A 25,375-nucleotide genomic window follows, 5' to 3' on the forward strand; every position below is an offset into this window, starting at 1 on the left:
ATCCTGCACCTTCGGAGCTTTTCTACGCGCGGAGCTGAGGTTAGGGGCGGCATCCGGGGTCTGGGGAGACCGCCCCTAGTAGCTGGGAGTCGCGTCTAGACGCGGTCTCGGGAATCGACGTCGTCAATGTCGTCAATGTCGTTACCCCGAAAATCGACGTCGTCGTCCCTGCTGCGGACGTTGTCCCCACCATCGCTACCGTCTCGAGGACCGCCGCCGACCAGCGACAGCGCATCCTTACCCTGGAAACGCATCATCCAGCGGGCCAGGAAGACCAGCCCGATCAGCAGAGCCACCAGCACAAAGGTGCCGAGGTTCAGGCCGAAGCCGAAGATGAACAGTGAGGCCACGGCACCGGCCGCCAGACAGTAGTACAGGGTCACCAGTATGGTCTTGCGCAGCAGGTCACCCTCCCGCCCCAGCAGCCCCACCGTCGCGGCGGCGGCCACGATGTTGTGGATTGCAATCGGGTTACCACCCGCACCGCCGACCGCCTGCGCGGCGACTACCTGCTCCGGTGGCACACCGATGGCCACGCCGGTGGAGAACTGGAACTGGGCGAAGGTCAGGTTCGAGACGGTATTGGATCCCGCGACGAAGGCACCCAGCGCACCAATAAAGGGCGCGATGACCGGCCAGGAGACACCTGAGATGGCGGCAGCGCCCTCGGCCAGGGTCACCGGCATGCTCGACAGGCCCGAGGCGTTGAGGTCCGGACCCGACTGGATGAGCACCCTCACCAGCGGAACCGCGAACAGCAGGGCTACAGCGGTCCCGGCGAGCTGCTTGCCGGACACCTTGATGGTTTCGGCGATCTGCTGCTTGTTCATCCTGTGCAGGAGGTACCCGAAGACGGCGGCGATGATCATCAAGAACGCGGGCGAGTAGAACGGCTGCACGTTGGTGGTGATCCCGGTGCCGAGGATGTTCTCGAAGGGAATCTGAATGCCGGTCAGGAATTCCTTCAACGGGGCGATCACCCGGGTACCGACCAGCAGCGCCGCCATCAACACGTACGGCGACCAGGCGCTGATGATGCTCATGTGGGTGCGTGAGTCGGTCGCCTCGGACGGCTCAATGGTGCCCATCCAGCGGTCGGACCAGGAGGACCGTGGCCCGAAGTCGAAGGTGTCCTTCGGCATCAGGAAGCCCTTGCTCGAGGTGAACATGACCAGCATCAGCCCCAGCAGCCCGCCGAAGAGCGACGGAAACTCCGGGCCCAGGAAACGCGCAACGATGACGTAAGGAACAGTCATGGCGAGCGATGCGTAGATCGCAAACGGCCAGACAGCCAGTCCATCGCGGAAACGCCGCTCCGGCCCAAAGAACCCGGTCAGCATGCAGACCAGGATCAGCGGAATCAGGATGCCCACAATCGCATGGATCGCCGCGACCTGGAAGCCGATGTTCGAGACAAACTCAGGCATCGTCAACCCGAGGACCGCGATGCGCTCCTCCACCGCCGGATCGCCGCCCAGCCCGTTGGTCACACCGACGAGGATGGGCGTGCCCACCGCGCCGAAGCTCACCGGCGTGCTTTGAATGATCAGGCCCACCATCACCGCGGCCATCGCCGGGAAGCCCATCGCCAGCAGCAAGGGGGCGACGACGGCGGCCGGCGTGCCGAAGCCCGACGCACCCTCGATGAAGCTACCGAACAACCAGCCGATGATGATCGCCTGTACCCGTCGGTCGGCCGAGATGTTGTTGAACCCGGCCCGGATGCTTGCCATGGCGCCGCCGACGGTGAGAGTCGAGAGCAGCAGCAGCGCACCGAACACGATATAGAGCAGGGTTGCCGCGACGATCAGTCCTTCAAGCGACGCCGCGATGATGCCGGTGAAATCCATCTTCCAGACCAGCAGCGCCACCAGCACTGCCAAAACGTAGCCGACTGGCATCGCGTACTTCGCGGGCCAGCGGAATCCCGCTAGGAGCACCCCCACTACCAGAATCGGGGCCAACGCCAGCAGGCTCAGTACAGCAAGATTGTCCATGATCCAGTCCCCTTTGACTGTGATTCCCGCATGAATCTTATTCCACATTGTGGAATAAGATTTTCCTCTAGTGAATACGACACTAGGTGTGACCACAGGCTCAGTCAATGGTTCACCGGCATGTTGGGCCGGCGTGCGGCTCTGGCGCGACGAGCGGCAGGCGGCCGAAATTGCCGGAGGTTAGTCGTCGTCGTCCGACACTGCCCGCAGGTGCATCCGCTCGCCCTGGCGCCCGAACAGGCTCAGGAACTCGACGGCCCCGGTATCGGCCCGCCCAAACCAGTGCGGCACCCGGGTATCGAATTCGGCGGCCTCCCCTGCGGGTAGCACCAGATCCCTGTCGCCGAGCACCAACCGCAGGTTGCCATTCAGCACGTACAGCCACTCATACCCTTCGTGCACTTGCTGGTCTGGCTCTTCCATGGCTTTTCCGGGCGGCAGGATGTGCTTGTATGCCTGGATACCACCCGGCCGTCGCGTCAACGGCACCACAGTTCCCCATCTGTTTTCGATCGGCCGCAGATGGACGCGCGGATCACCGGTGGAGGGCGCACCCACCAGTTCGTCCAGCGGCACCTGGTGCACCTTCGCCAGGGGCAGCAGCAGTTCAAGCGTGGCTTTCCGCTGCCCCGACTCCATCCGCGACAGGGTGCTCACGGAGATTCCTGTCGCCTTGGCGAGCGCCGTCAGGGTAATGTCCCGCCGGAGGCGCAGAGCCTTAAGGCGTGGCCCGACGGCGGCAAGCGCATCGTCAATTGCTTTGTCCATGACCGCAGTTTGCCATATCAGCAAAGATGTTTGCGTAACCTCACGAACGGGTTCAGGATGAAAAACATGACCACACGAACCAGCACACCTCCATTCACAGATAAGTACGACGTCGTCATCGTCGGCGGTGGCGCCGCCGGCTTGAGCGCCGGGCTCATGCTGGGCCGCTGCCGGCGCTCCGTCGTCGTCGTCGACGGCGGCGAGCCTCGCAACGCTCCCGCCGAGGGTGTCCACGGCTTCCTCACCCGCGAAGGCATAAAGCCCTCCGAGCTGCTCACGATCGGCAGGGCGGAGGTCGAGTCCTACGGCGGCACCATCGTCGACGGCCAGGTCGTCAGCACGGGCCGCGACGGCGGGGACTTCACCGTCACCCTGACCAGCGGCCAGGTGATCACCGGCCGCCGGCTCCTGATCGCCATCGGCCTGGTCGACGGTCTGCCCGCCATCCCGGGCATCAGCGAACGGTGGGGCCGCGACGTCCTGCACTGCCCGTTCTGCCACGGGTGGGAGGTCCGCGACCAGGTGATCGGCGTCCTCGCCACCGGCCCGATGGCCGTGCATCAGGCGCTGCTCTTCCGGCAATGGAGCGACGACATCACCCTCTTCCTCCACACCAATCCCTCACCCACCGGCGAGGAGCTCGAGAAGCTCGCCGCCTGCGGCACCCGCGTGGTCGAGGGCACCGTCAAGGAACTCAGCATCGAGGAGGACTTGCTGCGCGGCGTCGTGCTCGACGACGGCCGCACTGTTCCGCTGACCGCCCTCGTGGTCGGGCCCACCTTCACGGCGCGCGCCGAGGCTTTCGCCGGCCTCGGCGTGGTCACCGTCGAGCATGAAATCGGCCTCGGAACCCTGATTGCTACCGGCGACGGCGACGGCGCCACCAACGTCCCGGGCGTCTGGGCCATCGGCAACGCGGCGCAGATGCACCTGCAGGTGCTCGCGTCGGCGGCTGATGGGTCCTGGACCGGCGCGATGATTAACATGAACCTCATGGAGGAGGAACTGCAGCGCGACCTCGTTGCGCACCGCGGCCTCGCCCAGACCGACCCGACCCCACCCTGCCCGACCGTACAAAGGTGACCGCCTCATGACCTCCCACAACCACCATTCGCACGACGCCCACGAGCAGGCACTCCCCGAGTTCGACCAAACCTATTGGGATGCGTTCTACAACGAACGCCCCTCTATCTGGAGCGGACAACCTAACCCGCAGCTGGTTACCGAGGTTGCTGACCTGACGCCGGGTACGGCGCTCGACGTCGGCAGCGGCGAGGGCGCCGACGCCATCTGGCTGGCACGCCGCGGCTGGACGGTCACGGCCGTCGACATTTCGCAGGTGGCCCTCACCCGCGGTGCTGCTCATGCTGCAACGGATGAGGCGTCGGCCGCCCGGATCACCTGGACCCGCCAGGACCTGCTGCAGTGGGCACCGCCGGAGTTCTCGTTTGACCTCATCTCGGCCCAGTTCATGCACCTCCCGAAGGAGGAGCGTGAACCGCTGTTCACCCGGCTGGCGGCAGCCGTGGCACCCGGCGGCACGTTGCTGATCGTGGGCCACCATCCGACGGACATGGAATCGGGCGCGCACCGGCCACCCCGGACGGACCTCTTCTATACCGCCGAAGAGATTGCCCTCCTCCTCGATCCGGCGCAGTGGGAGATTGCGACCGAGTCCCGCGAGAGGACCCAGAATCACGACGGCGCCAGCCTCACCATCCACGACACCGTCCTGCGCGCGCAACGGACGGTGTAACCCGCCACCTAGCCCGGACGTCCAAGACCGGGGGTCTAAGCCCGGGCACCAAAACCGGCCACCTAGACCGGGCGCGCCGGCCTTACCCGAGCAGCTCGTGGACGTAGCACCATTTCCAGGCCTCACCCGGTTCCACGCTACGGATTACCGGGTGTCCGCTGTCGCGTGCATGGCGCGACGCGTGGAGCCCGGCCGAGGAGTCGCAGCAGCCGATCCTGCCGCACTGCAGGCACATCCGCAGGTGCACGGGTTCGGTTCCCTCGGCGATGCAGTCAAGGCATCGCAGGTCACCAGGGGCATCACCGTCGGGGGCTGCCCTCAGCTCCACGCAGTCTCCGTCGCCGGACGGAGCGGCGGCTGGCGAGGCGTCGGTGCCGGGACCGTCGTCGTCGAGCACTGAGTCGAGGATGGACTCCTCCACATCCAGGTGGTTCAGCACCCCGTCGATCACCTCGTGCGCGTAGGTCCCGGTGCGACGCAGTTCGAGGATCCTGGAACGCTCGGCCTCAAGCATTTGGATCCGCAATTCGGCGTAGCGCTGGCTGGGGGTGCGGGCTTCGGCCTCGGGCCGGCCCAGCCGCTCCCACGCCGCAAGGTTCCGTTCCTCGGTGCGGCGCTGGAGCATGGCGAGCACTTCGGGCGGGTCGTCGGGAAGCGTGAGCGCCTCCAACCGCTGCATCCCTGCGGTGGTGGACTGCTGCATGAGGGACGCGCGGGTCAGTGCGTCCTCCTGCGGGTCGGGTCCCCGGACGCCGAGCCTGCGCACCAGCCACGGCAGACTGAAGCCCTGAAGGACGAGCGTCCCGGCCACCACGCTGAGCGCGGCGAGCACCAGGACCGGACGGTGGGGTACGTCCTCGGGCAGGGTGAACACGGCGGCGAGGGTCACCACTCCGCGCATCCCGGCCCATGAAACGATCGCTGGCAGCTGCCATGCGGGAGCTGGGTCCCGCCTGCCCACCGCGGGAATCAGCCGCGGCAGGTAGGTGGCCGGGAACACCCAGATGGGCCGGAGCACCAGGACCGCCAGCACCACCGCGGCGCAGGTCCACCAGATCCGGCCGGCCCCCAGCGAGTCGTCATTGACCGCCTCGATGATGAACCGCACCTGCAACCCGATCAGCAGGAACACCGAGTTCTCCAGCAGGAACTGCACGGTGGCCCAGTTGCTGCGTTCGCTCACCCTGGAGGCTCCGCCCGGCATCGCCGGACTTTTGGTGCCCAGAATCAGGCCTGCAACGACGACGGCGAGTACCCCCGACGCGTGGATCGCCTCGGCCGGGATAAAGGCAACGAAGGGCGCCACCAGCGACAGCGACGTATTCACTGCCACGTTGCGCACCCGGGTACGGATCTGCAACATGATCCACGCGGCGGCGGCCCCGATCACCAGCCCACCGGCCACCGCGAGCAGAAACTCGGTGGCGACGTCGAACAGGGTGACGCTGCCGGTGAGTGCGGCAATCGAGGTCCGCAGCAGCACCAGCGCCGTCGCGTCGTTCACCAGCGACTCGCCCTCAAGGATGGAGACCACCCGTCGCGGCATCCCGACCCGGCGTGCAATGGAGGTGGCCGCCACCGCATCGGGCGGTGCGACGACGGCGCCCAGCGCCAGCGCCGCCGGCAGGGGGACCTCGGGAATCAGCCACCACACCAGCAGCCCAATAGCGACAGTCCCGAAGATGACATAACCCACGGAGAGCAGGCCGATGCTGCGTTTGTTGGCGTGGAAGTCGACCACCGAGGTGCGCAGGGCCGCCGCATACAGGAGTGGCGGCAGGATGCCGATCAGCACCAGCTCGGGATTCAATTCCACCGGCGGAATGAAGGGAAGATAGGAACCAATAACGCCCACCAGCACCAGGAGCAGCGGAACTGAGATGTTGAGTCGGCGGCCCAGGGCGCTACCCGCGCACACCACCAAAACCAGGGCGAGTAGACCGAATGCGATGTCCATGCTCACAGTCTGACAGTCCCGCCGATCAACGGGAATTGTGACCGCGGGAAGAAACCAGCTCCTTCGTGCCTTGTAGAAGAGGAGTTGCACGCAGCAGCACCCCCCACTGAAGGAATTCCATGACGCACCACGTACACACACCTGTCGCGGCCACCACCGCGCAGACCATCTTCCGGGTTGGCCTGGGCGGCGTCCTCGTCGCCCACGGTTCGCAGAAGTTGTTCGGCTGGTTCGGCGGCGGAGGCATCGACGGCACCAGTAAGGGCATGGACGCCATGGGCTTCCGCCCGGCCAAAACCAGCGCCGTCCTCGCCGGATTAGGTGAGGCTGGCGCAGGTCTGGCTCTCGCCGTCGGTCTGGGCACCCCGGTCGCCGGTGCTGCCGCAGCAACCACCATGGGCGTCGCTGCCAGCGTTCATGCGCCCAACGGCTTCTTTGCCACGGATGGTGGGTTCGAGTACCCGGCTGTGCTGGGCGTCGCTGCGGCGTCGTTCGCGATTGCCGGAGCCGGCGCGGTGTCGCTGGATTCGGTCACCGGGCATGTCCTGGACCGGCCATGGATGCGCGCGACCGCATTGGCAGCCATTCCCGTGGCAATCGGCATCCAGCTGTACCGTCGTCGCCAGACCCTGGCGGCCGACGCAAAGTCGGAGTCGGCGACCACTCCGGTAGCCGAGGGCTCCACCGACCCCGCCTAACCGAGCACCAGTTTGGTACCTTCACTGGCCGTGCACCGGGGAACCGGTGTGCGGCCAGTGGCTTTAACGTCCACCGGCTTTAACGGACTCTGGCTTTATCAGCCGCCCGCTTTAACGGACCCTGGTCTGATCGGCCAATGACACAATGAGTGCCATGACGGCAATCGTGCTCGGCTGGGATCCGGATCGGCGGGACGGGTGGCAGTTCGCCTACACCTCGATCCTCGATACCCTGCACGTCACCGGATTCGCGACGGTCACCTGGCCTGTCCCTTCCGGGGCGATTCCGGGCACTGACGCGTGGATACTTGTGCAAGGGACTACCGAACGCGGTCTGCTCGGTCACGGGATCGTCGCCACGTCAGCCGACGACGACGGCGCCTCCCTGACCGTCGACGTCGACCTGCTCCTCCCCCGCGGAGAACACATCCCCGAGTCGGTGCTGCTCAGCCGGGTCCCGAATCTTGTCGGGGATGCCCCGCCCGCTTCCGGAACCCCGCTCGCCGCGACCGATGAGCACCTGCTGCGCGCGGTGTGGGCAGACTACGTCCCGCCGTCGGTGACCGATCCCGTGAGCCCCATCCCCGGGACTCTCCCCGCCAGCGCGTTGACGCGGACCGTGGCGAACCGTTACGAGCGCGATCCCGAAGCGCGCCGGCTCTGCGTTGCCCACCACGGGACCGGTTGCTCGGTCTGCGGATTCAACTTCGAGGAGACCTACGGCGAGCTGGGGGCCGGCTTCATCCAGGTGCACCATATCGTGCCGGGATCGCAGCTCACTTCGGACTATGTGCTGGATCCGGTCACCGATCTGGTTCCACTCTGCCCCAACTGTCATGCGATGGCCCACCGGCGGACACCCGACCCCTATTCACCGGCCGAGCTTCGACGGCTCATCCGCGGGTCGGTGCATCTGGAGGGCGCAGTTGTCAGCCCGGCGGAGTTACGGGCCCAAGCTGATGCCCGCCGGATTTTGGGACCCAGCTGACCCCGTTACCTATTTTCGGGCGTGCGATCCGGCTGACCGACCTCTTCCCTAGTCCTGCCGATCCGCCGACGCGAGCACCGACGCGAGCAGCCCCGGGAAGACGGCGTCTAGGTCTTCCCTGCGCAGACTGTTCATCCGTGCTGTCCCTTCATACCGTTGCCACACAATGCCGGCCTCGCGGAGCACCCGGAAGTGGTGCGTGCTGGTCGATTTTGTTACCGGAAGGTGAAAAGCGCTACAGGACAGCTCGGCTCCGGATTCCGCCAGCGTTGCCACGATACTCAGCCGAAGCGGATCCGAGAGCGCCTGCAACACCTCGGTCAGGCGAAGCTCCTCGACCAGCGGGTGCCCCACGTGCCGCGGGAGGGGTTCTGCACTCATGGCTGAGCTCCTTCGGATCGACATCTAGTACGACAAAAGTTGTACTAAGGCTTCCATCGTTGTACGTTGTTTATCGTACCAACCAATCGACCGATAGGCATCGCTATGGCTGACACCACACTTTTTGACACCGCAACCGTCGGGGGCATCGAGCTCGCCAACCGCGCCGTCATGGCGCCGATGACCCGGTCCCGCGCCGACGACGACGGCGTCCCCACCGACATGATGGCCACCTATTACGCGCAGCGCGCGTCGGCCGGATTGATCATTTCCGAGGGCACGCAGCCTAACGCCCTGGGCCAGGGCTATCCATTCACCCCCGGACTGCACACCGCCGAGCAGGTTGCCGGCTGGCGCTCCGTCACTGACGCAGTGCATGCTGAAGGCGGTAAGATCTTCGCCCAGATCATGCACACCGGCCGCATCGGCCACCCCAGCCTGCTCCCCAACGGCCAGACCCCGCTGGCACCCTCTGCCGTCCTCCCCGCCGGCCAGGTCTTCACCACCGACGGCATGCAGGACTTCGTGGTCCCGCAAGCAATGACTCTGCAGGACATCACCGACACCATCGCCGACTACGCCGCCGCTGCGCGCAAGGCTGTCGACGCCGGATTCGACGGCGTCGAAATCCACGGCGCGAATGGTTACCTTCCCCACCAGTTCCTCGCGAGCGGCACTAATCAGCGCACCGACGAATACGGCGGCTCTCCCGTCGCCCGCACCCGCTTCCTGGTCGAAGTGATGCAGGCGGTCGTGGAGGCCATCGGCGCCGAACGGGTGGGCTTCCGCCTCTCCCCCGGCAATGACTTCAATGACATTTCCGAGGACGACGTCCTGGAAACCTATACGTCACTCCTCGAGCAGTTGGTACCGCTGGGCCCCGCGTATCTTCACATCATCGAAGCCCGCGAGGACGAAGTCAACGAGCGCATTCTGGCGTTGTGGGAGGGAACGCTCATCGTCAACCCGTCCCCCCTCGTCCAGAACCAGGACGCCGCTGACAAGGAACGCGCCGACATGTGGCTGGCACGGGGCGCAGATCTCATTGCGTTCGGCCGCATGTTCATTGCCAACCCCGACTTCGTGGAACGGCTCGCCACCGACGCCCCCCTCAACGAAGCGGACGGCAGCACCTTCTACGGCGGCACCGAGGTGGGCTACATCGACTACCCCACCCTCGTCACCAGTTCCTAGCACCACACCCCGCCTGCCCTCTGCTGCTCCCGCGCGGTGGAAGGCAGGCGGAAGGCGGGCGGGATGTCTACCTAGCCCTTTCAAAAGCACCACGTACGATCCCGGAGCCGAGCCGTCACAAAGTGCGGCCGCAGGCCCGCTCGCACCAGCAAGCGCCCGCGAGCATGGAATTATGGATCCCGTGGATCTCCTCATTGACCAGGCAACCGCCGACGACGCAGAGCGGCTCGCTGAGCTGGCTGCCGTCACATTCCCGCTCGCCTGCCCTGCCTCCTCGCGACCCGAGGACATCAAGCACCACATCGCAACCGAACTCTCACCGGAACGGTTCCTTGAGCACGTCGCCGATCCAGGCAAGACGCTGCTGTGCCTGCGTGACGGCGACCGCCTCATTGCCTACAGCATGCTCGTCGAGGGCGACCCCATTGATGCCGGGGTGCGGTCATCCCTCTCAAGGTTCCCCACCATCGAGCTCAGCAAGTTCTATGTCCACCCGGACCATCACGGGCGCGGTCAGGCCGCCACCCTGATGCAGGCGACCCTCGAGACCGCGGCGACCAAAGGCGGGGCGGCGGTCTGGTTGGGAACCAACGACGAAAACCACCGCGCCGTCCGATTCTACGAAAAGCACGGCTTCACCAAGGTGGGCGTGAAGACGTTCCGCCTGGGCGCCGGCGTCGAAAATGACTTCATCCTCGAACTGACACTGCCTGAGCGGAGCTAACTTTCGGGTTCGGTCTTGAAGCCAATCAGCTTGTGGCTGCCGTCGCAGTACGGCTTGATCACCGAGGCCCCGCACCGGCAGAGCGCAACGGTTTTGCGACTGCGGCGCAGCTGATTTCCATCCGGGTCGACGATGTCGAAATCCCCGCGCACCAGCAGCGGCCCATCAGGGAAAGCGACGATCGTCTGGCGCGGTCCGGTCGATACCGCGGAGACCTCGTCTCCGGCACCCTCTTCGGCGACACCGTCGCCGTCGTCGTCCATGACGGCACTCATGCCGTGACCGTGGCCGGGGAACGCAGCGATGAGATGCCCGCGTTCCAGGCGTTCAGGATGTGCTCGGTCATCCACGTGTCAACGGTCATCGCCGCGACGGCACCGAAGAACACGTCCTCCAGCAGGTCCGGCTCGGCTTCAATGAGCCCTCCCGCGAGATCCCTTCCGGCGATCTGCTCGTGGACGGCATCGGCCTCCACATGTTCGTCGAAGTAGGCGGCGGTCGCGTCGCTGAATCCGAGGCGCCGGAAACCCCGCGCGTACAGCCGGTTCGCCTGCGACGAAGTCATCTCGTACGACGCCAGGTGGCCAACAGTCGCACCCCGGAGGCGGCGGTTGAGGCCGAACATTGACATCAGGTTCGACGACGCCAAGGTGATCGCAGGGACGGCGTCGAGGTAGTGGCCGTAGCGGTCGTCGAGCCCCGCTTCCCTCATTGATTGGGCGTAGAGGGCTGAGTGCATCCGGTTGGCCACCCCACCGCCATACTCGTCGGCCTGAATCTCCACCAAGGCTGCCTTGGCCCGGCCGGTGAGGCGGGGAATGGCCCAGGTGTGCGGGTCGGCTTCCTTGAGCGTGTAGACGGATTTCTGGATCAGGAACTCGCCGACCTGGTCTTTGGTCGCCTGCTTGGCCACATACCGGGACATACTCGGACCGCCGTCGGCGCCCGTCAGCTCGAACAGGCCTGCGGCGACGCAGGCACTGGTGATGTCCGGCAACTCCGGAAGGGTAACTACTGATCGCAGCTGCGCTTCGTAGGCCCGCTCCAACAGTCGCCGGACAGCGATCAGCTCGGGACTCCACTCCCAGTCGCCGCCCGTGGCATCGATGCCGCTGTAATGCAGCTCAAACAGGCAGAACAGGGTCAGCTGGAGGTCTTCGTCAAAAGCGAGATCGGGGGTGGCCGCGATGGCGTCGTGCACGGCTGCGGTCAGATCGTTGGCCGGGTGCACGGTATCGGGGGTGCTGCGTTCCGGGTCATTCAGGATGTCCAGGAGCAGCGTGCTCACTGGGCCGCGAGGCTGAGGTTGCTTCATGACGGGACCCCTATCGTTGGGCAGCGAAACACTTGACAGAACTAGTCCTCAGCCTACTTGCTATTTGGCGGGGTGGGTGTCGCCGCATCGGTCAGACGTCCGCCGGCTCCTGCACCGCGTCGCGGCGCAGCACCGCGTGCACACCCCAGGTGTCGTTGGCAATCTGCGTGATCCGCAGGTCGACAACAGTGCTTGCGAGCGCTAAAGCCTGAGTGCGTTCCACGCCGTAAAGGTCCTGCATCCAGGTGAGCATCGCCTTAAGCGCTTCGGCTGTCGCGATATTGAGGTCGGCGTTGAACCCGAAGGTGATCCTCGCCGTCGGGGTGATGGCGTGGATGGTCCGCAGCGGGGCAGCCACCACGACGTCGAGCACCAGCTCAGTGGTCATCCCACACTCGATCGCCGTGCCACCCACCTCGCCGTCCCCCTGCGCCGCATGGCCGTCGCCGACGCACAGCAGTGCACCGGGTACGCTCACCGGCAGGAAGAGGGTGGACCCAACGGTCAGTTCCTTGCAGTCGATGTTGCCACCACCGTCGGCGCGCGGCGGGGTGGTGGTGAAGTCTCCGGGACGGTTCGGCGGTACGCCGACGACGCCGAGGAACGGGTTGAGCGACACGCTCTGGCCCAGCTGGTTGGTCGCCTTCCCCAGCTCCACGTCGATGTCCCAGAGCAACCAGTGCGGGACACCGCCGTCGACATCGAGCAGTCGAGTGAACGCATCATCCTTGCGGCCCGCGGTGGTGAATCCCCACGGATCGGGCGTCAGGGAGACGAAGGTGACGGTCAACATGTCCCCAGGCTTAGCACCGGCCACCGCGATGGGCCCGGTCAGGCAATGGCCTTTCCGTTCGGTGAAGAGCTGCGGCTTGTCTTCGCCGGGGACGGTCTGGCGTTCCAGGTGGCCCCACGCGTCGAGGGAGCGGACCCGCACGGTGTCCCCCGGGTTGACCGTGAGCACCGGTGGGGTGTCGCGGGAGAACACCTGGGTCGTGGTGGCCAGGCCGGGCTCAAGGAAGGGGATGCTCATTGGCTCAGCCTACGAGGTTCCGGCGTGAGCGCGGTGTCAGCCTTGTTCCGGCGTGAGCGGTGTCAGCCCTTGAGGATCCGCAGCGCCAGCAGGCAGGTCGCCTGCCCCTCAAGGGTTGACAGGGACAATCTCAACAGTCCTTCGAGCTTGGCGATCCGCTGACTCAGGGTGTTCCGATGAATGTAAAGACTCGCCGCGGCCCGGGATGGTTGCGCGTCGTGGGCCAAAAAGCACTCGAGAGTGTCGAGCAGGCCCAGGGAATGGGTTGCATCGTAGGCGATCACCGGAGCCAGTAGCTTCCGTGCGCCTGCCCGCGCGCCATGGGTGGCGGTAGACGCGATCAGTGCGCTGATGGCCAACTCGGGGGCAAGGGTTGGCCTGGTGACGTTCGCGAGCAATTCCTGGGACTGGTAGACGCCGAGCCGTAGCTCATCGGTGCTCGCGCACGGCCCCTTCAGCACCACCGCCTGGTCTGGCATCTCTTCGGTGAACCAGGCAAGAAGCGACTCCGGAGCTGTCGCTCCCGGATCGTTCCCTTTCCGCGGCTGCTGGGCGAACGCGAACAGCGTGCCGTCGCGCACCTGGACCCTGACGACGTCGAACACTGACTGCAGCATGAGCCGGGTCTTCCAGGCATCCGACAAGGTGCCGTGGCCCGTGCGGACGGCGATCACGGTTGTTGCCTCCTCGCTGAGGAGTCCGGTGGATACCACTGTCCTCGCGAACTGCTCCAACGCGACTCCGTTCCAGTCGGACACCTGACCCAGCAGCGTTTCGAGCTCGGACTGCTTGGAGGTGGTGGTCAGCAACGCGGACTGCAACTGCACGGCAATGATCGACGCGACAGGCGCCAGCAGAGTGGAAATGGGATGTTCCACTTCGGCGTCCCGCACCACTAGCTGGAAAGAATCCCCGGTCCCCATCGGCAACGGAACTATCGAGTCCATCCCAGCCGACGCTGCCCGTTCCAGGTCCTCCTGGCTCCACGCTGAACGTTCCGGCGACCTGGCGATCACTACACCGACGGCGTCAACAATTGCCACCTCGCCCTGGACCGCCGCAGCGGCAGCATCAAGGATGACCGGGAGTCCGGCACCCGATGACGCGAGACCAGCGCACGCCTGGGCCAGCTCCCACGACCTGGTGATCGCCGTGAAACGCTCGGACTGCAACACGTTGGTGACATGGCGATGCACCTGCAGAAACGGAACAGACCTGGGAATCTCCAGCAGCGGCAGATCATGGACTGCGGCTGCACGCACCAGCCCCGGCGGGATCAGGCGGTGGGCAAATCCGGTACCAAACGCGACGGCGGCTACCTGCACGGAGACCAGCCGTTCCACATACGCCGACCAGGTGCGGTCATCCTCGATATTCAAGCCAATTCCGTTGGTCAGGAGGAGGACGTTCCGGCTCAGGAACGGTGTGGGATCGATGGTTTCCGCGGGAGCGCACCAGCTGATTTCCCGTGCCAGCCGGTCACTCGAACTGGGGGTATGCAACCGAAGTTGCAAGGTGTCTTCGGACAGCAGATCCGCAATAATCATCAAGGCCCACCTGTGCAAGTGCCCACCGAATCCGTTTATTCGAGGGCGGAAGTCCACTATATCGGCCACCGTAGGGGCCACTAGTGTGAAGCGCATGACTTCGCCAGCTGTGACCCACACCACCAGCACGCCAACCCCCACCCTGAACTCGGATATGGGTGAGTCGCTGGGCCTGCACTCCTTCGGCAATGACCTGGCGCTGATGGACACCGTCGACGTCATCAACGTGGCGTGCGGATTCCATGCCGGAGACCCAGACACCATGGCGGCAACCGTTGCCGCTGCCGCCGAACGGGGACTGGGCATCGGCGCCCACCCCGGGCTGCCGGACCTCGTGGGCTTTGGCCGACGCGAGATGAAGCTGACCCCCGACGAGGTGGAGAACATCCTGCTGTACCAGGTGGGAGCACTGCAGTCCTTCCTGACCGCCGCCGGCGCGACCCTGAACCACATCAAACCCCATGGGTCGCTGTACGGAATGCTGTCCAGGGACCGCGCCCTGATGACCGCCGCCGCCAAGGTCGCCGCCCTCTACGACGTGCCGTTCTACGGTCTGGCCGGCACCGAACACCAGACGGTCTGCGACCAGCTGGGGGTGCAGTTCGTCAGCGAGCTGTATGTGGACCTCAACTACGGTCCGGCAGGCCAGCTGCTGATCCAGCGCCGCCCCGAACCCACCGACCCCGCCAAGGCCGCCGCGCGGGTACGCCGTGCGGTGGCGGACGGCATCGTCGAGGCGTCAGACGGCACCGAACTGCAGATCGAGTTCCACAGCATCTGTGTGCACTCCGACGCGCCCAACGCCCCCGACGTCGCCGCCGCCGTCCGCGCCGCCCTTTCCGGGTAGCTCCACCGTTTCCACCCGATCCTCACAGTTCATCCAGCAGTCCATCCAACAGTCCCGAGCAGAGCCCTGAAAGGCGACCCATGACCGACATCATTTCCCCACTTCCCGGCATCTTCTACCGCAAGCCTGGCCCCGACAAGGAGCCCTACGCTACCGTTGGCGACCGGATCGAGGCAGGCCAGACGGTCGGCGTCGTCGAAATCATGAAGCAGTTCTCCGAGGTGCGCAGCGACGTCTCGGGGACCCTCGAAAGCTTCGCCATCGAAGATTCGGGGACCGTCAACCCCGGCGATGTCATTGCGACGGTGACCGAGGGATGACCGTGGAGAAGCTGCTCGTCGCAAACCGGGGAGAGATCGCTGTCCGGATCATCCGGGCCGCCCGCGAGCTGGGCATCCGAACAGTGCTGGCGGCCAGCGAGCCCGATGAAGACTCCTACGCCGCGCACCTGGCTGACGAGGTCCACGTCATCGGCCCGGCCCCCGCCGGAAAGAGTTACCTCAATGCGGAAGCAGTCCTGGCGGCAGCCGAAGCCACGGGGTGCGACTCACTGCACCCCGGCTACGGCTTCCTCTCCGAGAACGCCGGCTTCGCGAAGGACGTCGTCGATCGCGGGCTGACCTGGATCGGCCCGTCCGCCGCTGCGATCGAGCTCATGGGCAACAAGTCCCGCGCCCGGCAGGCAGCCAAGGAAGCGGGCGTGCCCACCCTGCGCGGCAGCGACGGCGCTCTCACCCCGGACAGCGACATCCTCGGCATCGCCGGGACGGTGGGCTATCCCCTCGTGGTCAAGGCCTCCGCAGGCGGCGGTGGCAGGGGGATCCGCCTCGTCACCGCAGCACAGGACCTCCTGTCCACGGTGGAGATCGCCCAGGCCGAAGCCCAGGCGGCCTTCGGAGACCCCACCGTGTACCTTGAACAGTTTGTCCACCGCGCCCGCCACGTCGAAGTCCAGATCATCGGCGACGGCGAGCGGGTCATCCACCTGGGCGACCGCGACTGCTCCCTCCAACGGCGACAGCAGAAGATCGTCGAGGAAGCCCCGGCACCCGGACTACCGGACGACGTCAGGGCGACCATCCTGAAATCCTCCATCGAGCTCGGCCGCCAATGCAACTACAGCGGGCTTGGCACCGTCGAATTCCTCTACAACCCTGACACCCAGGAGGCAGCGTTCATCGAGATGAACACCCGCCTGCAGGTTGAACATCCGGTTACCGAGATGATCACCGGTCTGGACCTGATCCGTGAGCAGATCCTGGTGGCACGCGACGGCGCACTTCGCCTCGCGCAGGAGGACATCGGGTTCACCGGTCACGCCTTCGAATTCCGGATCAACGCTGAGGACCCCGAAAACGGGTTCATGCCCAGCCCGGGCACCCTCGAACGGCTCCAGTGGCCCGGCGGGCCGGGCGTCCGCATCGACTCAGGCGTCGTGGCCGGATCCGCCGTGGCGCCGTTCTACGACTCCCTGCTGGCCAAACTCATCGTCTGGGATTCCAGCAGGGAACAGGCAATGACCCGGTCCGCTGGAGCGTTGGGCGAAGTCCTCATCGACGGGGTGAAGACCACTCTCCCGCTGCTGAAGGCCGTCCTCGCCCGGAGCGAAGTGGCCGCCGTCGAGCATCACTCCAAATTCATTGAAACAACACCCGACCTGTTAGGAGCGAGTGCATGAGCGACACAGCCCTGCACCTGGACGCGGCCCGCTACACCTGGGGTGGAGACGAGTTCCTGTTCGTCGAAATCGCCGAGGGGATGAGCCTCGCAGCCAACTTCAAGGCCAACGCGATGGCGGCGGTCCTGGGATCCCGCGACCTGCCGGGGATCACCGACATCTGCCCAGCCAACGCGTCCCTGCTGATCCGGTTCAACCCGGACGACCTGCCGCCCGACACCCTCGAAGACGCGGTCCGCGGCGTCGAGGCCGAGGTGGCGCAGATGTCGCAGCACACCCTCCAGACCCGCATCATCGAGGTACCCGTCTGGTACGACGATCCGTACACCCGGGAAACGGGGGCGCGTTTCCGCTCGGGGCACCAGCGCCCGGAGGGCAATGATCTCGACTTCGCGGCCGAGGAGAACAATCTGGCGTCGCCGGCCGAGTTCATCAGCCGCCATCATGAGTCGCCGTGGCTGGTATCGATGGTCGGCTTCGTGGCCGGCCTGCCGTTCATGTTCCAGATTGTCCCGCAGGAGAAACAGCTCGAGGTACCCAAGTATCTGAGCCCGCGCACCGACACTCCAGCCCTGACCGTTGGCCACGGCGGCTGCTTTGCCTGCATCTACTCGGTCCGCGGCGCCGGCGGGTACCAGATGTTCGGGATCGCCGCGGCGCCGATCTTCGATCCTGCCCAGCGCCTCCCGGATTTCGACGACTTCATGATCTTCTTCAAACCCGGGGACATCGTGAAGTTCACGCCGGTTGACGAAGCCGAATACCGACGCATCCAGCAACAAGTGTCCGACGGGTCATTTACCTACCGACAGGCGCCGGTGGTGTTCGACCTTGAGCAGGCGCTCGCCCACCCCACCGAATACAACCAGGAGATCATGGAGCACCTCAATGGCCATTAGCATCACCGAGCCCGGGCTGGCCACGACGGTCCAGGACACGGGCCGACCCGGCTACTACCACGTCGGCATCCCCCAGGGCGGGTCAATGGACCAGCTGTCGGCGGAGATGGCCAACGCCCTCGCCGGCAACACGCCAGCTGAGGCCGTCCTGGAATGCACCTACATCGGACCCCGGTTCACCACCGACGACGACGCCGTCATCGCCGTCGCCGGTGCCCCGGTGGACGTCCTCGTCAACGGGACGCCCCGGGAGCAGTGGACCCGGCTTGAGCTGGTCGCCGGCGATGAGGTGTCCTTCGGGATGATCCGCGCCGGAACCCGCTACTACGTCGCCGTCCAGGGCGGAATCGACGTCCCGGTGGTACTGGGCAGCCGTTCCACCTATGCATTGGGTGCCATGGGCGGATTCAAGGGGCGCGCCCTCGCAGCAGGCGACACGCTCGACGTCGGGACGGTCGGGACTGTCGGGGCGGAGCGCCGTGCATCGGCTGCGGATTTCATCGATGAGTCGCTCCGGCCAACCTTCGGCAAGGAGATCACCGTCCGGGTCCTGCCCGGTCTTTACGACCACAGGCTGACCGAGGAAGGGCTGGCGACGCTGTTCAGCGCCACCTGGAAGCTGACGCCTGTCGCGGATCGTACGGGTCTGCGGTATGCCGGCCCGTCCGTCTCGTGGAAGCCGCGGGTTCAGCCGTTCGGTGCGGGATCCGATCCGTCGAACATCGTTGACGCTGGCTACGCGATCGGCTCCATCCAGATTCCTGGCGGCAAGGAACCGATTGTGCTTCACCGCGATGCCGTTTCCGGCGGGGGTTACGCCATGGTGGCCACGGTCATCAGTTCCGACATGGATTTGCTGGCACGGAGTGCTCCCGGAACCCAGACCACCTTCACGCCGGTCACCATGGAGGAAGCCCTCGCCGCCCGCGCGGAAGGGAAGGCAATCCGGTCCCGGATCTGGGGGTCAGCTGGCCAGTGAACGGTGCGATTCGTGGAGGGGGGCCGCTGCGCTGCTTTCGCGGACGAAGAGTTCGGGGGTCATCCTGACGGACTCGACCTTCTCCCCGTTGATGATCCGCCGGAGCATCAGCATCGCCTGGCGGCCAATCTGGAACATCGGCGAGCGTACCGAGGACAGCGGAATGGGAAGTTGCGGCGCGAGGGAGGTGTCGTTGAAGCCGACGACAGCGATGTCCTGGCCCACCGTCAGGCCGTGGGCACGGAAGGTTCCCATGGCCCCGATCGCGGCGAAGTCGTTCACCGCGAAGACCGCTGTCGGCGCCGGGCCGGGCTGCGCCAGAATGGTTTCCGCCGCCTCCCTGCCGCCCTCGGTGTCGAAGCGCGACCAGGTCACCGAGCTGTCCGGCAGCGCGCCGCCGAGCACCTGCCAGCGCTGCCGGAAGCCCGCGGTGCGGTCGAGGGCGGTGCTCGCATAGGGTTCGCCAGCGATGAGCGAGACATGCCGGTGGCCCGCCCGCCAGAGGTGGTCGGCCACCAACTCACCACCGACGACGTCGTCGCAGGTTGCCGACGGGAACCCCGGGTGCCGCCGGTTCATCAGCACGAACGGGATCTGCCGGGCACGAAGGTCCGGTAACAGGTCGCTGCCGGCGTGCACGTCGCCGAGGATGAGACCATCTACGCGGCGGGCCAGCATGATCTCGGCTTTGCGGCGCTGCTCATCGGTGCTGTCATGGGAATTCATGACGAATGTCGAGTAGTTGTTTTCGGCTGCCGCTTCCTCGATGCCCTCATACATGGTAGCCAGCACCAGGTCGGAAAGTCGTGGCACGATGACGCCGAGGGCCCGGGTGCGCCGGGTCCTGAGGCTCTTTGCCTGCGGGTCCGGCGAGTAGCCGCGCTCGCGGGCAAGGTCCCGCACCTTCTGGGCCGTGGAGGACGACGCGGCACCACGGGCTACATCCGACGTCGAGTGCAGGACCCTGGACACCGTCGACGGGTGAATGCCCAGCTCACTGGCCAGGTCCTTCAACGTGATTGGCGTACGGCTTGATCCTGATGCGTCCATGAAGCTCCCCCTTCTTCCAGCACCCGCGTGGTAGACCGATTGTCTTAGACGTAAAACTTTTGCCTCACCTCTTGACGAGACCCAGATCACATCCTAGTCTGTTCCTCAGCGCAACCCAAACGATTGGGTTGCAGAACCACTAGGGGTTACCTTAGCCGACTGGGGCGATCGACACCGGTCGGAAGATCTGCCGGCACGTGAATTGCCGGTTACCCAAACGATTGTGTAAACACGTGTGTCGAACGAAATGGAGGTGACCGTGAACGCTGGCGAGGAACAGTACGTCGTTCTGCTGGCTACCGGCGGCACCATTGCCTCCCGCAACTCCGCCGAAGCCGGGGGCGCAACCATAGCTGAAGATTCAGGCGAGGCGCTCCTGCACAGCACCGGTCCGGGGTCGATCCCGGTGAAGGTGGTCGACGTGATGCGGAAGGGTTCCTACCGGCTCACCTTTCCGGACATGCTTCAGATTTGTTCGGAGGTCAAAGCTGCGCTGAGCGATCCACTGGTGGTCGGCGTCGTCGTCACTCACGGAACCGACACCACCGAGGAAACCTCGTATCTGGCCGACCTGCTCCATGACGACTGGCGGCCTGTTGTTTTCACCGGCGCCCAATTGGCTGCCGATCACCTCACGCCCGATGGGCCGGACAACCTGCGGCGGGCTATCGCGGTCGCTGCTTCCCCCGAAGCGGGCGGCCGCGGCGCCCTGGTCAGCTTCGCCGGGAAAATATTCCATGCGGCAGGCGTTCGGAAGGTTCACACCACCGCCCACGCGGCCTTCGACAGCCCTGATACCCACCCAGCTGGCAGCGTCACCGAAACCGGCGACGTGTCAATGGGCACCCGCCCGGCACGCTTCGACCCCCTGCCCCCGCCGGGCTCTCTGACCGGTGACGACGTCGGTCTCCCCCGGACCGACGTCGTCACCTCCTACCCGGGCGCCGACGCCGTGCTGATCGACGCGGCGCGGGCGGCGGGAGCGGCAGGCATCGTGCTGGAGGCCACCGGGATCGGCAACGCGAACCCCGTCATGTGCACGGCGGTGGCAGACGCGACATCCGGGGGCGTCGTCGTCGTCACCAGTACGCGCGTGCATGCCGGCCCTGTGGTGCCGGTGTATGGCACCGGTGGCGGAAAGGACCTTCTCGCTGCGGGAGCCATCCCCTCCGGCCTCCTCCGGCCGGGGCAGGCGCGAATCCTACTGCAACTGCTCCTCACCCTCCGGATGAGCCGTCCCCTCATCGAACAGCAATTCCACGTTCGGGGCCCGCTGGTCCCGCAGGAGAGCGACACCTTGACCGCTTTGACCCCCTCGAAAGGCTGACCCATGACAAAAAACATACAGCTTGCATTCGGCGTAGACGTCGACGCCGTTGCTGGCATGCTCGGCTCCTACGGCGGTGAGGACTCCCCCTGCGACATCTCCCGTGGGCTCTTCAGCGGTGAGGTGGGAGGCCCCCGCCTCCTCCGGCTTTTCGAAAAGTACAACCTTCCGTCCACCTGGTTCATCCCGGGACACTCGTTGGAGACCTTCCCCGAGTTGACCCGGATGGTGGTGGAAGCCGGTCACGAGATCGGCGTTCACGGCTACTCCCACGAAAACCCGATCGCGATGACCCGTGAGCAGGAAACCGCCATCCTCGATCGGTCGATCGAACTCATCGAACAGGTCTCGGGGAAGCGACCCACCGGGTATGTGGCGCCGTGGTGGGAGTTCTCGACCATCACCAACGAAATTCTGCTCGAACGGGGCATCAAATACGACCACTCCCTGATGCACAACGACTTTGAGCCGTATTACGTGCGGGTGGGCGACAGCTGGACGAAGATCGACTACAGCAAGCCGGCTGAGGCCTGGATGAAGCCGCTGGTCCGCGGCCACGAGACTGAGCTCGTCGAAATCCCTGCCAACTGGTATCTCGACGACCTGCCTCCAATGATGTTCATCAAGGCCGCTCCCAACTCCCACGGATTCGTCAACCCGCGTGATATCGAGCAGATGTGGCGGGACCAGTTCGACTGGGTGTACCAGGAAATGGACGAGGCCGTCTTCACCATGACCATTCATCCTGACGTGTCGGGCCGCCCCCAGGTGCTGCTCATGCTCGAGCGCCTCATTCAGCACTTCAACTCGCACGACGGCGTCAACTGGCGAACCTTCGACCAGATCGCCGACAAGTTCCTGTCCGACAATCCCAGAAAGGAAGCCAACTCATGAAGGCTCCGGCACTCATCGACCTATCCGCACCCACCGGCGGCGAAAAACGCGCGCTGCCCATCTTCAGCAAAAAGAACACCAACACGGCAATGATCCTGGCACTGCTTGCATGGACCATCGCGGTCTTCGACTACGGGTTGTTCGGCACATTGCTTCCCGCCATGCAGGAAGAATTCGGCTGGACGGAGACCGAGGCCTACGCGATCAACACCTGGATTGCCGTTGGTACGGCGATCGTCTGCTTCGGCGTCGGACCGGTGATTGACCGGCTCGGCCGGCGCAAGGGAATGATGCTCACAGTCGGTGGCACCGCCGTCGTCTCAGCTCTCACCTCGGTGATCCCTGCGGGACTGGGCTTCATCAGCAACGCCATGCTGGTGGTGGTCCGCTCCTTCGGTGGACTCGGGTTCTCCGAGCAGGCAGTCAATGCGACCTACATGAACGAGGTCTTCCAGGTCACCGAAGACGAGAAGAAGCGTAAGCGTCCCGGCTTCTACTACTCCTTCGTCCAGGGTGGCTGGCCACTGGGCTTCCTGCTGGCCGCAGCCCTCGCCTTCGCCTTCCTGCCGTCTCTCGGCTGGCGCGCGCTCTACATCATGGCGGCCATCCCCGCGGCAATCATCGTGTACCTGATCGCGAAGAAGCTCAAAGAGACTCCCCAGTTTGAACTGCACGAGAAACTGACCCAGCTGGAGAAGTCCGGCAATGTCGACGAAGCCCACGCACTGGCCGGTTCCTTCGGCGTCCAGCACTCCTCCACGGCTCCCCTGAAGCGCATCTGGGAACCACAGCTGCGACGCAACACCATCGTCTTCTCCCTGGCCTGGATTGTGAACTTCTTCGGCATCATGGTCTTCAGCATCCTGGGATCCTCGGTGCTGGTGAACTCCCGCGGAGTGGAACTGTCCGACGCCTTCTGGATGCTGATCGTCATCAACGCACTGGCCTATTTCGGCTACGTCTTCCACGGCTGGTTCGGCGATGTCATTGGCCGGAAGAAGACCATCATCATCGGCTGGATCATCTCGGGTATTTCCTTCTCGGTCATGCTCAGCCCCATCGCTTCCACCCCTTTCCTCATCATCCTCACCTACGGCGTCGGGCTTTTCTTCCTGGTAGGACCCTACGCAGCCATCCAGTATTTTATGGCCGAGTGCTACCCCGTCAGCTGCCGGGCAACCGGACTCGCGTTCATCGGTGCCATGAGCCAGCCCGGCATCATCCTTGGTGGCGCCCTGTTCACCATTGTCACCGCGGCGGCCGGAACCACGGCGGCGGCCCTGTGGGTCGGAGCCCTTGGCACCCTCGTTTCGGGCCTACTCATGATGATGGCGAAGCCCATCCCGAAGGAGCTGCTGGAGGACCCGAGTGTCTGATTCTCCGGTCGCCATCATTACCGGGGCCGCCAGCGGTATTGGACGTGCTCTCGCCGTGCATTACGCGCAACGCGGGGTCCGCTCGGTCATCGGCACGTTTCCCGGCGATCCGCACGACCCGGAGGAGACGCTCCGCCTGGCCGAGCGGGCCGGGGGTAAGGCTGTCGTCCAGGAGGTGGACGTCAGGAACACCGAGTCGGTGGAGACCTTCGCGGACCGGGCGCTCAACGAGTTCGGGCGGCTGGACTACGCGGTGGCCAACGCCGGTATCCTGCGCAACGCACCCCTGGATGAGCTCACGGACTCCCGCTGGAACGACATGCTCGACGTCGATCTGACGGGTGTGCTACGGACTCTCCGCGCTGGTTCCACCCGGATGGACGACGGCGGCGCGATGGTCGCCGTCTCGTCCATCGCGGGCGGAGTCTACGGTTGGGAGGATCACGCACATTACGCGGCGGCTAAAGCGGGAATCCTCGGGCTGGTCAGGAGCATCGCCGTCGAGCTGGGTCCCCGCCGGATCCGGGCAAATGTGGTCATTCCCGGACTGATCGAAACCCCGCAGTCCCTGGATCCCGTGAACTCGCTGGGCCCGGACGGTCTGGAACGCGCGGGGCAGGACATCCCGTGGGGTCGCGTGGGCCGGCCGGAGGAGGTAGCCAGCGTGATCGGGTTCCTCACCTCGGCCGACGCCGCCTACGTGACCGGGCAATCACTGATTGTCGACGGCGGCCTCACCGTCAAGATGAAGGCATGAGCACCGCGCGGACAGTGGTGGTCACCGGCGGCGGTAGCGGCATCGGGGCAGCTATTGCCGCTGCTTTCCGGGCGAGCGGATCCCGGGTGGTGCTGCTGGACCGGACGCCTTCGCCCCACTCGATCACTGTCGATGTGGCGGACGAGGCAAGTGTGGTTGCTGGTTTCGCCGCGGCGCGGACCGAGTTGGGTCGGATCGACATCCTGGTCAACAGTGCTGGCCTGCTCACCGAATCACCACTACAGGACATGTCTTTGGCCCGGTGGCAGGAAACCATTTCGGTCGACCTGACCGGGGTCTTCCTGTGCTGCCGTGAGGTGGTCGCCGACATGCGGGCGAACAAGTGGGGACGGATCATCAATATCTCGTCCCAGCTGGGCATCAAGGGCGGCACCGGCCTCAGCCACTACAGTGCGGCGAAGGCCGGCGTCATCGGTATGACCAAGTCCCTCGCCCTGGAGGTGGCTGGTGACAATGTGTTGGTCAATTGCATAGCTCCGGGACCTATCGAGACGCCGCTGGTCGAGAAAATTTCCGAAGACTGGAAGATTGCCAAACGGAAGGAGCTTCCCTTGGGCCGTTTCGGCACGCCAGCCGAGGTTGCCCCCGTCGCCTTACTACTGGCCAGCGACCCCGGCGGCAACCTCTTCGTCGGCCAGACACTGGGACCCAACTCCGGCGACGTGATGCAGTGATTCTTACTGACCGGTTCTTCGTGGACGAAAGGTGCGGCAGCTAGATGTGTGGCGTGTGCGGCCGGACTGTCGTTGCCGATGAGGTGCTCGGACCGGTGAGCACGCTCCGCCACCGGCTGATCGCTGCGCAGACCATCAACGCCTTATGCCACGGCCTGCCAGGTATCCCCAGCGTCCAGGCTGCCGGGGATACCTGGCTGGTGCGGGGCGTCACGGGCGCTGTCCTCCACTGCACCACTGTCGCGGACGTCTGGTCTGCCATCCTGCAGGACCCCGCTGCGGCACTCCATCGGGACAGCCTGCAGCACCGGCTGCAGAGCCGCACCGTGATTGACACGGGTGTCGCCCTGAGCGTCGTGAATGCCGGGCTCCGGTTCAGCGCCCCGTATTACCTCGCTACTCCCGATCTGACCTGACTGCCGATCTGACTCCTGATCTGACCTGGCTCCCGACGGGGTAACAATCCTAAAGGTGCATGCACTGCATGCAACGCATGCACCCGGGATTCGAAAAGTGCA

At 65.3% G+C, this 25,375-nt stretch carries 26 protein-coding genes; 17 read left to right on the forward strand and 9 right to left on the reverse strand.

Going from position 1 to position 25,375, the window contains the following annotated elements; genetic code table 11:
* Positions 1-95: 95 nt before the first annotated feature.
* Entirely contained in the window at positions 96-1,997 is a 1,902-nt protein-coding gene (locus ACX80G_RS01305; RefSeq protein WP_459305164.1) for an L-lactate permease, read from the reverse strand.
* Between the two features lie 180 nt (positions 1,998-2,177).
* Positions 2,178-2,765 (reverse strand): helix-turn-helix domain-containing protein, encoded by a 588-nt coding sequence (locus tag ACX80G_RS01310; protein ID WP_459305165.1) that lies wholly within the window; start codon positions 2,763-2,765, stop codon positions 2,178-2,180.
* Between the two features lie 66 nt (positions 2,766-2,831).
* Between ACX80G_RS01310 and ACX80G_RS01315 the strand changes: the two genes are divergently transcribed.
* Entirely contained in the window at positions 2,832-3,848 is a 1,017-nt protein-coding gene (locus ACX80G_RS01315; protein WP_459305166.1) for an NAD(P)/FAD-dependent oxidoreductase, read from the forward strand.
* 7 nt (positions 3,849-3,855) lie between these two features.
* A complete protein-coding gene (locus ACX80G_RS01320) occupies positions 3,856-4,521 on the forward strand; it encodes a class I SAM-dependent methyltransferase (protein WP_459305167.1) in 666 nt (221 codons plus the stop codon).
* Positions 4,522-4,603: 82 nt separating this feature from the next.
* On the opposite strand, the gene ACX80G_RS01325 is transcribed toward ACX80G_RS01320, so the two are convergent.
* Positions 4,604-6,478, reverse strand: a complete 1,875-nt coding sequence (locus ACX80G_RS01325; RefSeq protein WP_459305168.1) for a Na+/H+ antiporter — start codon at positions 6,476-6,478, stop codon at positions 4,604-4,606.
* Positions 6,479-6,597: 119 nt separating this feature from the next.
* Here ACX80G_RS01325 and ACX80G_RS01330 point away from each other — a divergent pair, with 119 nt between their 5' ends.
* Positions 6,598-7,176, forward strand: a complete 579-nt coding sequence (locus ACX80G_RS01330; RefSeq protein ID WP_459305169.1) for a DoxX family protein — start codon at positions 6,598-6,600, stop codon at positions 7,174-7,176.
* 154 nt (positions 7,177-7,330) lie between these two features.
* Positions 7,331-8,164, forward strand: a complete 834-nt coding sequence (locus ACX80G_RS01335; protein WP_459305170.1) for an HNH endonuclease — start codon at positions 7,331-7,333, stop codon at positions 8,162-8,164.
* A gap of 48 nt (positions 8,165-8,212) precedes the next feature.
* Here ACX80G_RS01335 and ACX80G_RS01340 read toward each other — a convergent pair whose 3' ends face one another.
* On the reverse strand, positions 8,213-8,545 hold the full coding sequence (locus ACX80G_RS01340; RefSeq protein ID WP_459305171.1) for an ArsR/SmtB family transcription factor: 333 nt from the start codon (positions 8,543-8,545) through the stop codon (positions 8,213-8,215).
* A 105-nt stretch (positions 8,546-8,650) separates the two neighbouring features.
* On the opposite strand from ACX80G_RS01340, the gene ACX80G_RS01345 reads away from it, so the two are divergent.
* Together ACX80G_RS01345 and ACX80G_RS01350 are read left to right on the forward strand one after the other, a co-directional pair.
* Positions 8,651-9,739, forward strand: a complete 1,089-nt coding sequence (locus ACX80G_RS01345) for an alkene reductase (protein WP_459305172.1) — start codon at positions 8,651-8,653, stop codon at positions 9,737-9,739.
* 172 nt (positions 9,740-9,911) lie between these two features.
* Positions 9,912-10,463 carry a GNAT family N-acetyltransferase gene (locus ACX80G_RS01350; RefSeq protein WP_459305173.1) on the forward strand — a complete coding sequence of 184 codons (552 nt, stop codon included), beginning with the start codon at positions 9,912-9,914 and terminating at the stop codon, positions 10,461-10,463.
* Here the strand turns inward: ACX80G_RS01350 and ACX80G_RS01355 are convergent.
* The 4 genes from ACX80G_RS01355 to ACX80G_RS01370 form a co-directional block, all read right to left on the reverse strand.
* Positions 10,460-10,738 carry a CDGSH iron-sulfur domain-containing protein gene (locus ACX80G_RS01355; RefSeq protein WP_459305174.1) on the reverse strand — a complete coding sequence of 93 codons (279 nt, stop codon included), beginning with the start codon at positions 10,736-10,738 and terminating at the stop codon, positions 10,460-10,462. The genes ACX80G_RS01350 and ACX80G_RS01355 overlap by 4 nt on opposite strands.
* Positions 10,735-11,751, reverse strand: a complete 1,017-nt coding sequence (locus tag ACX80G_RS01360) for an iron-containing redox enzyme family protein (protein WP_459305175.1) — start codon at positions 11,749-11,751, stop codon at positions 10,735-10,737. The genes ACX80G_RS01355 and ACX80G_RS01360 overlap by 4 nt, the downstream gene beginning before the upstream one ends.
* Positions 11,752-11,869: 118 nt before the next feature.
* On the reverse strand, positions 11,870-12,808 hold the full coding sequence (locus ACX80G_RS01365) for an acetamidase/formamidase family protein (RefSeq protein WP_459305176.1): 939 nt from the start codon (positions 12,806-12,808) through the stop codon (positions 11,870-11,872).
* 62 nt (positions 12,809-12,870) lie between these two features.
* The gene (locus tag ACX80G_RS01370; protein WP_459305177.1) at positions 12,871-14,355 is read right to left on the reverse strand and encodes a PucR family transcriptional regulator; all 1,485 of its coding nucleotides are present in this window, start codon (positions 14,353-14,355) and stop codon (positions 12,871-12,873) included.
* 94 nt (positions 14,356-14,449) lie between these two features.
* On the opposite strand from ACX80G_RS01370, the gene pxpA reads away from it, so the two are divergent.
* From pxpA to ACX80G_RS01395, 5 genes are all read left to right on the forward strand, one after another.
* Positions 14,450-15,202: a 5-oxoprolinase subunit PxpA gene (gene pxpA, locus ACX80G_RS01375; RefSeq protein WP_459305178.1), complete on the forward strand. Its 753-nt coding sequence runs from the start codon at positions 14,450-14,452 to the stop codon at positions 15,200-15,202.
* A gap of 80 nt (positions 15,203-15,282) precedes the next feature.
* On the forward strand, positions 15,283-15,522 hold the full coding sequence (locus tag ACX80G_RS01380; RefSeq protein WP_459305179.1) for an acetyl-CoA carboxylase: 240 nt from the start codon (positions 15,283-15,285) through the stop codon (positions 15,520-15,522).
* Positions 15,519-16,880 carry an acetyl-CoA carboxylase biotin carboxylase subunit gene (locus ACX80G_RS01385; protein ID WP_459305180.1) on the forward strand — a complete coding sequence of 454 codons (1,362 nt, stop codon included), beginning with the start codon at positions 15,519-15,521 and terminating at the stop codon, positions 16,878-16,880. The genes ACX80G_RS01380 and ACX80G_RS01385 overlap by 4 nt, the downstream gene beginning before the upstream one ends.
* Positions 16,877-17,779, forward strand: coding sequence for a 5-oxoprolinase subunit B family protein (locus tag ACX80G_RS01390; protein ID WP_459305181.1), 903 nt, complete (start codon positions 16,877-16,879; stop codon positions 17,777-17,779). The genes ACX80G_RS01385 and ACX80G_RS01390 overlap by 4 nt, the downstream gene beginning before the upstream one ends.
* Complete coding sequence (locus tag ACX80G_RS01395; RefSeq protein WP_459305182.1) at positions 17,769-18,758, forward strand: 5-oxoprolinase subunit C family protein; 990 nt, start codon at positions 17,769-17,771, stop codon at positions 18,756-18,758. The genes ACX80G_RS01390 and ACX80G_RS01395 overlap by 11 nt, the downstream gene beginning before the upstream one ends.
* On the opposite strand, the gene ACX80G_RS01400 is transcribed toward ACX80G_RS01395, so the two are convergent.
* Positions 18,744-19,808, reverse strand: coding sequence for a LacI family DNA-binding transcriptional regulator (locus tag ACX80G_RS01400; protein ID WP_459305183.1), 1,065 nt, complete (start codon positions 19,806-19,808; stop codon positions 18,744-18,746). The genes ACX80G_RS01395 and ACX80G_RS01400 overlap by 15 nt on opposite strands.
* A gap of 259 nt (positions 19,809-20,067) precedes the next feature.
* Between ACX80G_RS01400 and ACX80G_RS01405 the strand changes: the two genes are divergently transcribed.
* From ACX80G_RS01405 to ACX80G_RS01430, 6 genes are all read left to right on the forward strand, one after another.
* On the forward strand, positions 20,068-21,135 hold the full coding sequence (locus tag ACX80G_RS01405) for an asparaginase (RefSeq protein ID WP_459305184.1): 1,068 nt from the start codon (positions 20,068-20,070) through the stop codon (positions 21,133-21,135).
* 3 nt (positions 21,136-21,138) lie between these two features.
* Positions 21,139-22,029 (forward strand): polysaccharide deacetylase family protein, encoded by an 891-nt coding sequence (locus ACX80G_RS01410; protein WP_459305185.1) that lies wholly within the window; start codon positions 21,139-21,141, stop codon positions 22,027-22,029.
* Positions 22,026-23,405, forward strand: a complete 1,380-nt coding sequence (locus ACX80G_RS01415) for an MFS transporter (protein ID WP_459305186.1) — start codon at positions 22,026-22,028, stop codon at positions 23,403-23,405. Before ACX80G_RS01410 ends, ACX80G_RS01415 begins: the two co-directional genes overlap by 4 nt.
* Positions 23,398-24,162 carry an SDR family NAD(P)-dependent oxidoreductase gene (locus tag ACX80G_RS01420; protein ID WP_459305187.1) on the forward strand — a complete coding sequence of 255 codons (765 nt, stop codon included), beginning with the start codon at positions 23,398-23,400 and terminating at the stop codon, positions 24,160-24,162. Before ACX80G_RS01415 ends, ACX80G_RS01420 begins: the two co-directional genes overlap by 8 nt.
* Positions 24,159-24,857, forward strand: a complete 699-nt coding sequence (locus ACX80G_RS01425; protein WP_459305188.1) for an SDR family NAD(P)-dependent oxidoreductase — start codon at positions 24,159-24,161, stop codon at positions 24,855-24,857. The genes ACX80G_RS01420 and ACX80G_RS01425 overlap by 4 nt, the downstream gene beginning before the upstream one ends.
* 95 nt (positions 24,858-24,952) lie before the next feature.
* Positions 24,953-25,273 (forward strand): hypothetical protein, encoded by a 321-nt coding sequence (locus tag ACX80G_RS01430; RefSeq protein ID WP_459305189.1) that lies wholly within the window; start codon positions 24,953-24,955, stop codon positions 25,271-25,273.
* The last annotated feature ends 102 nt before the right edge of the window (positions 25,274-25,375 follow it).

The sequence above is a fragment of the Arthrobacter glycogeni genome (assembly GCF_054510815.1).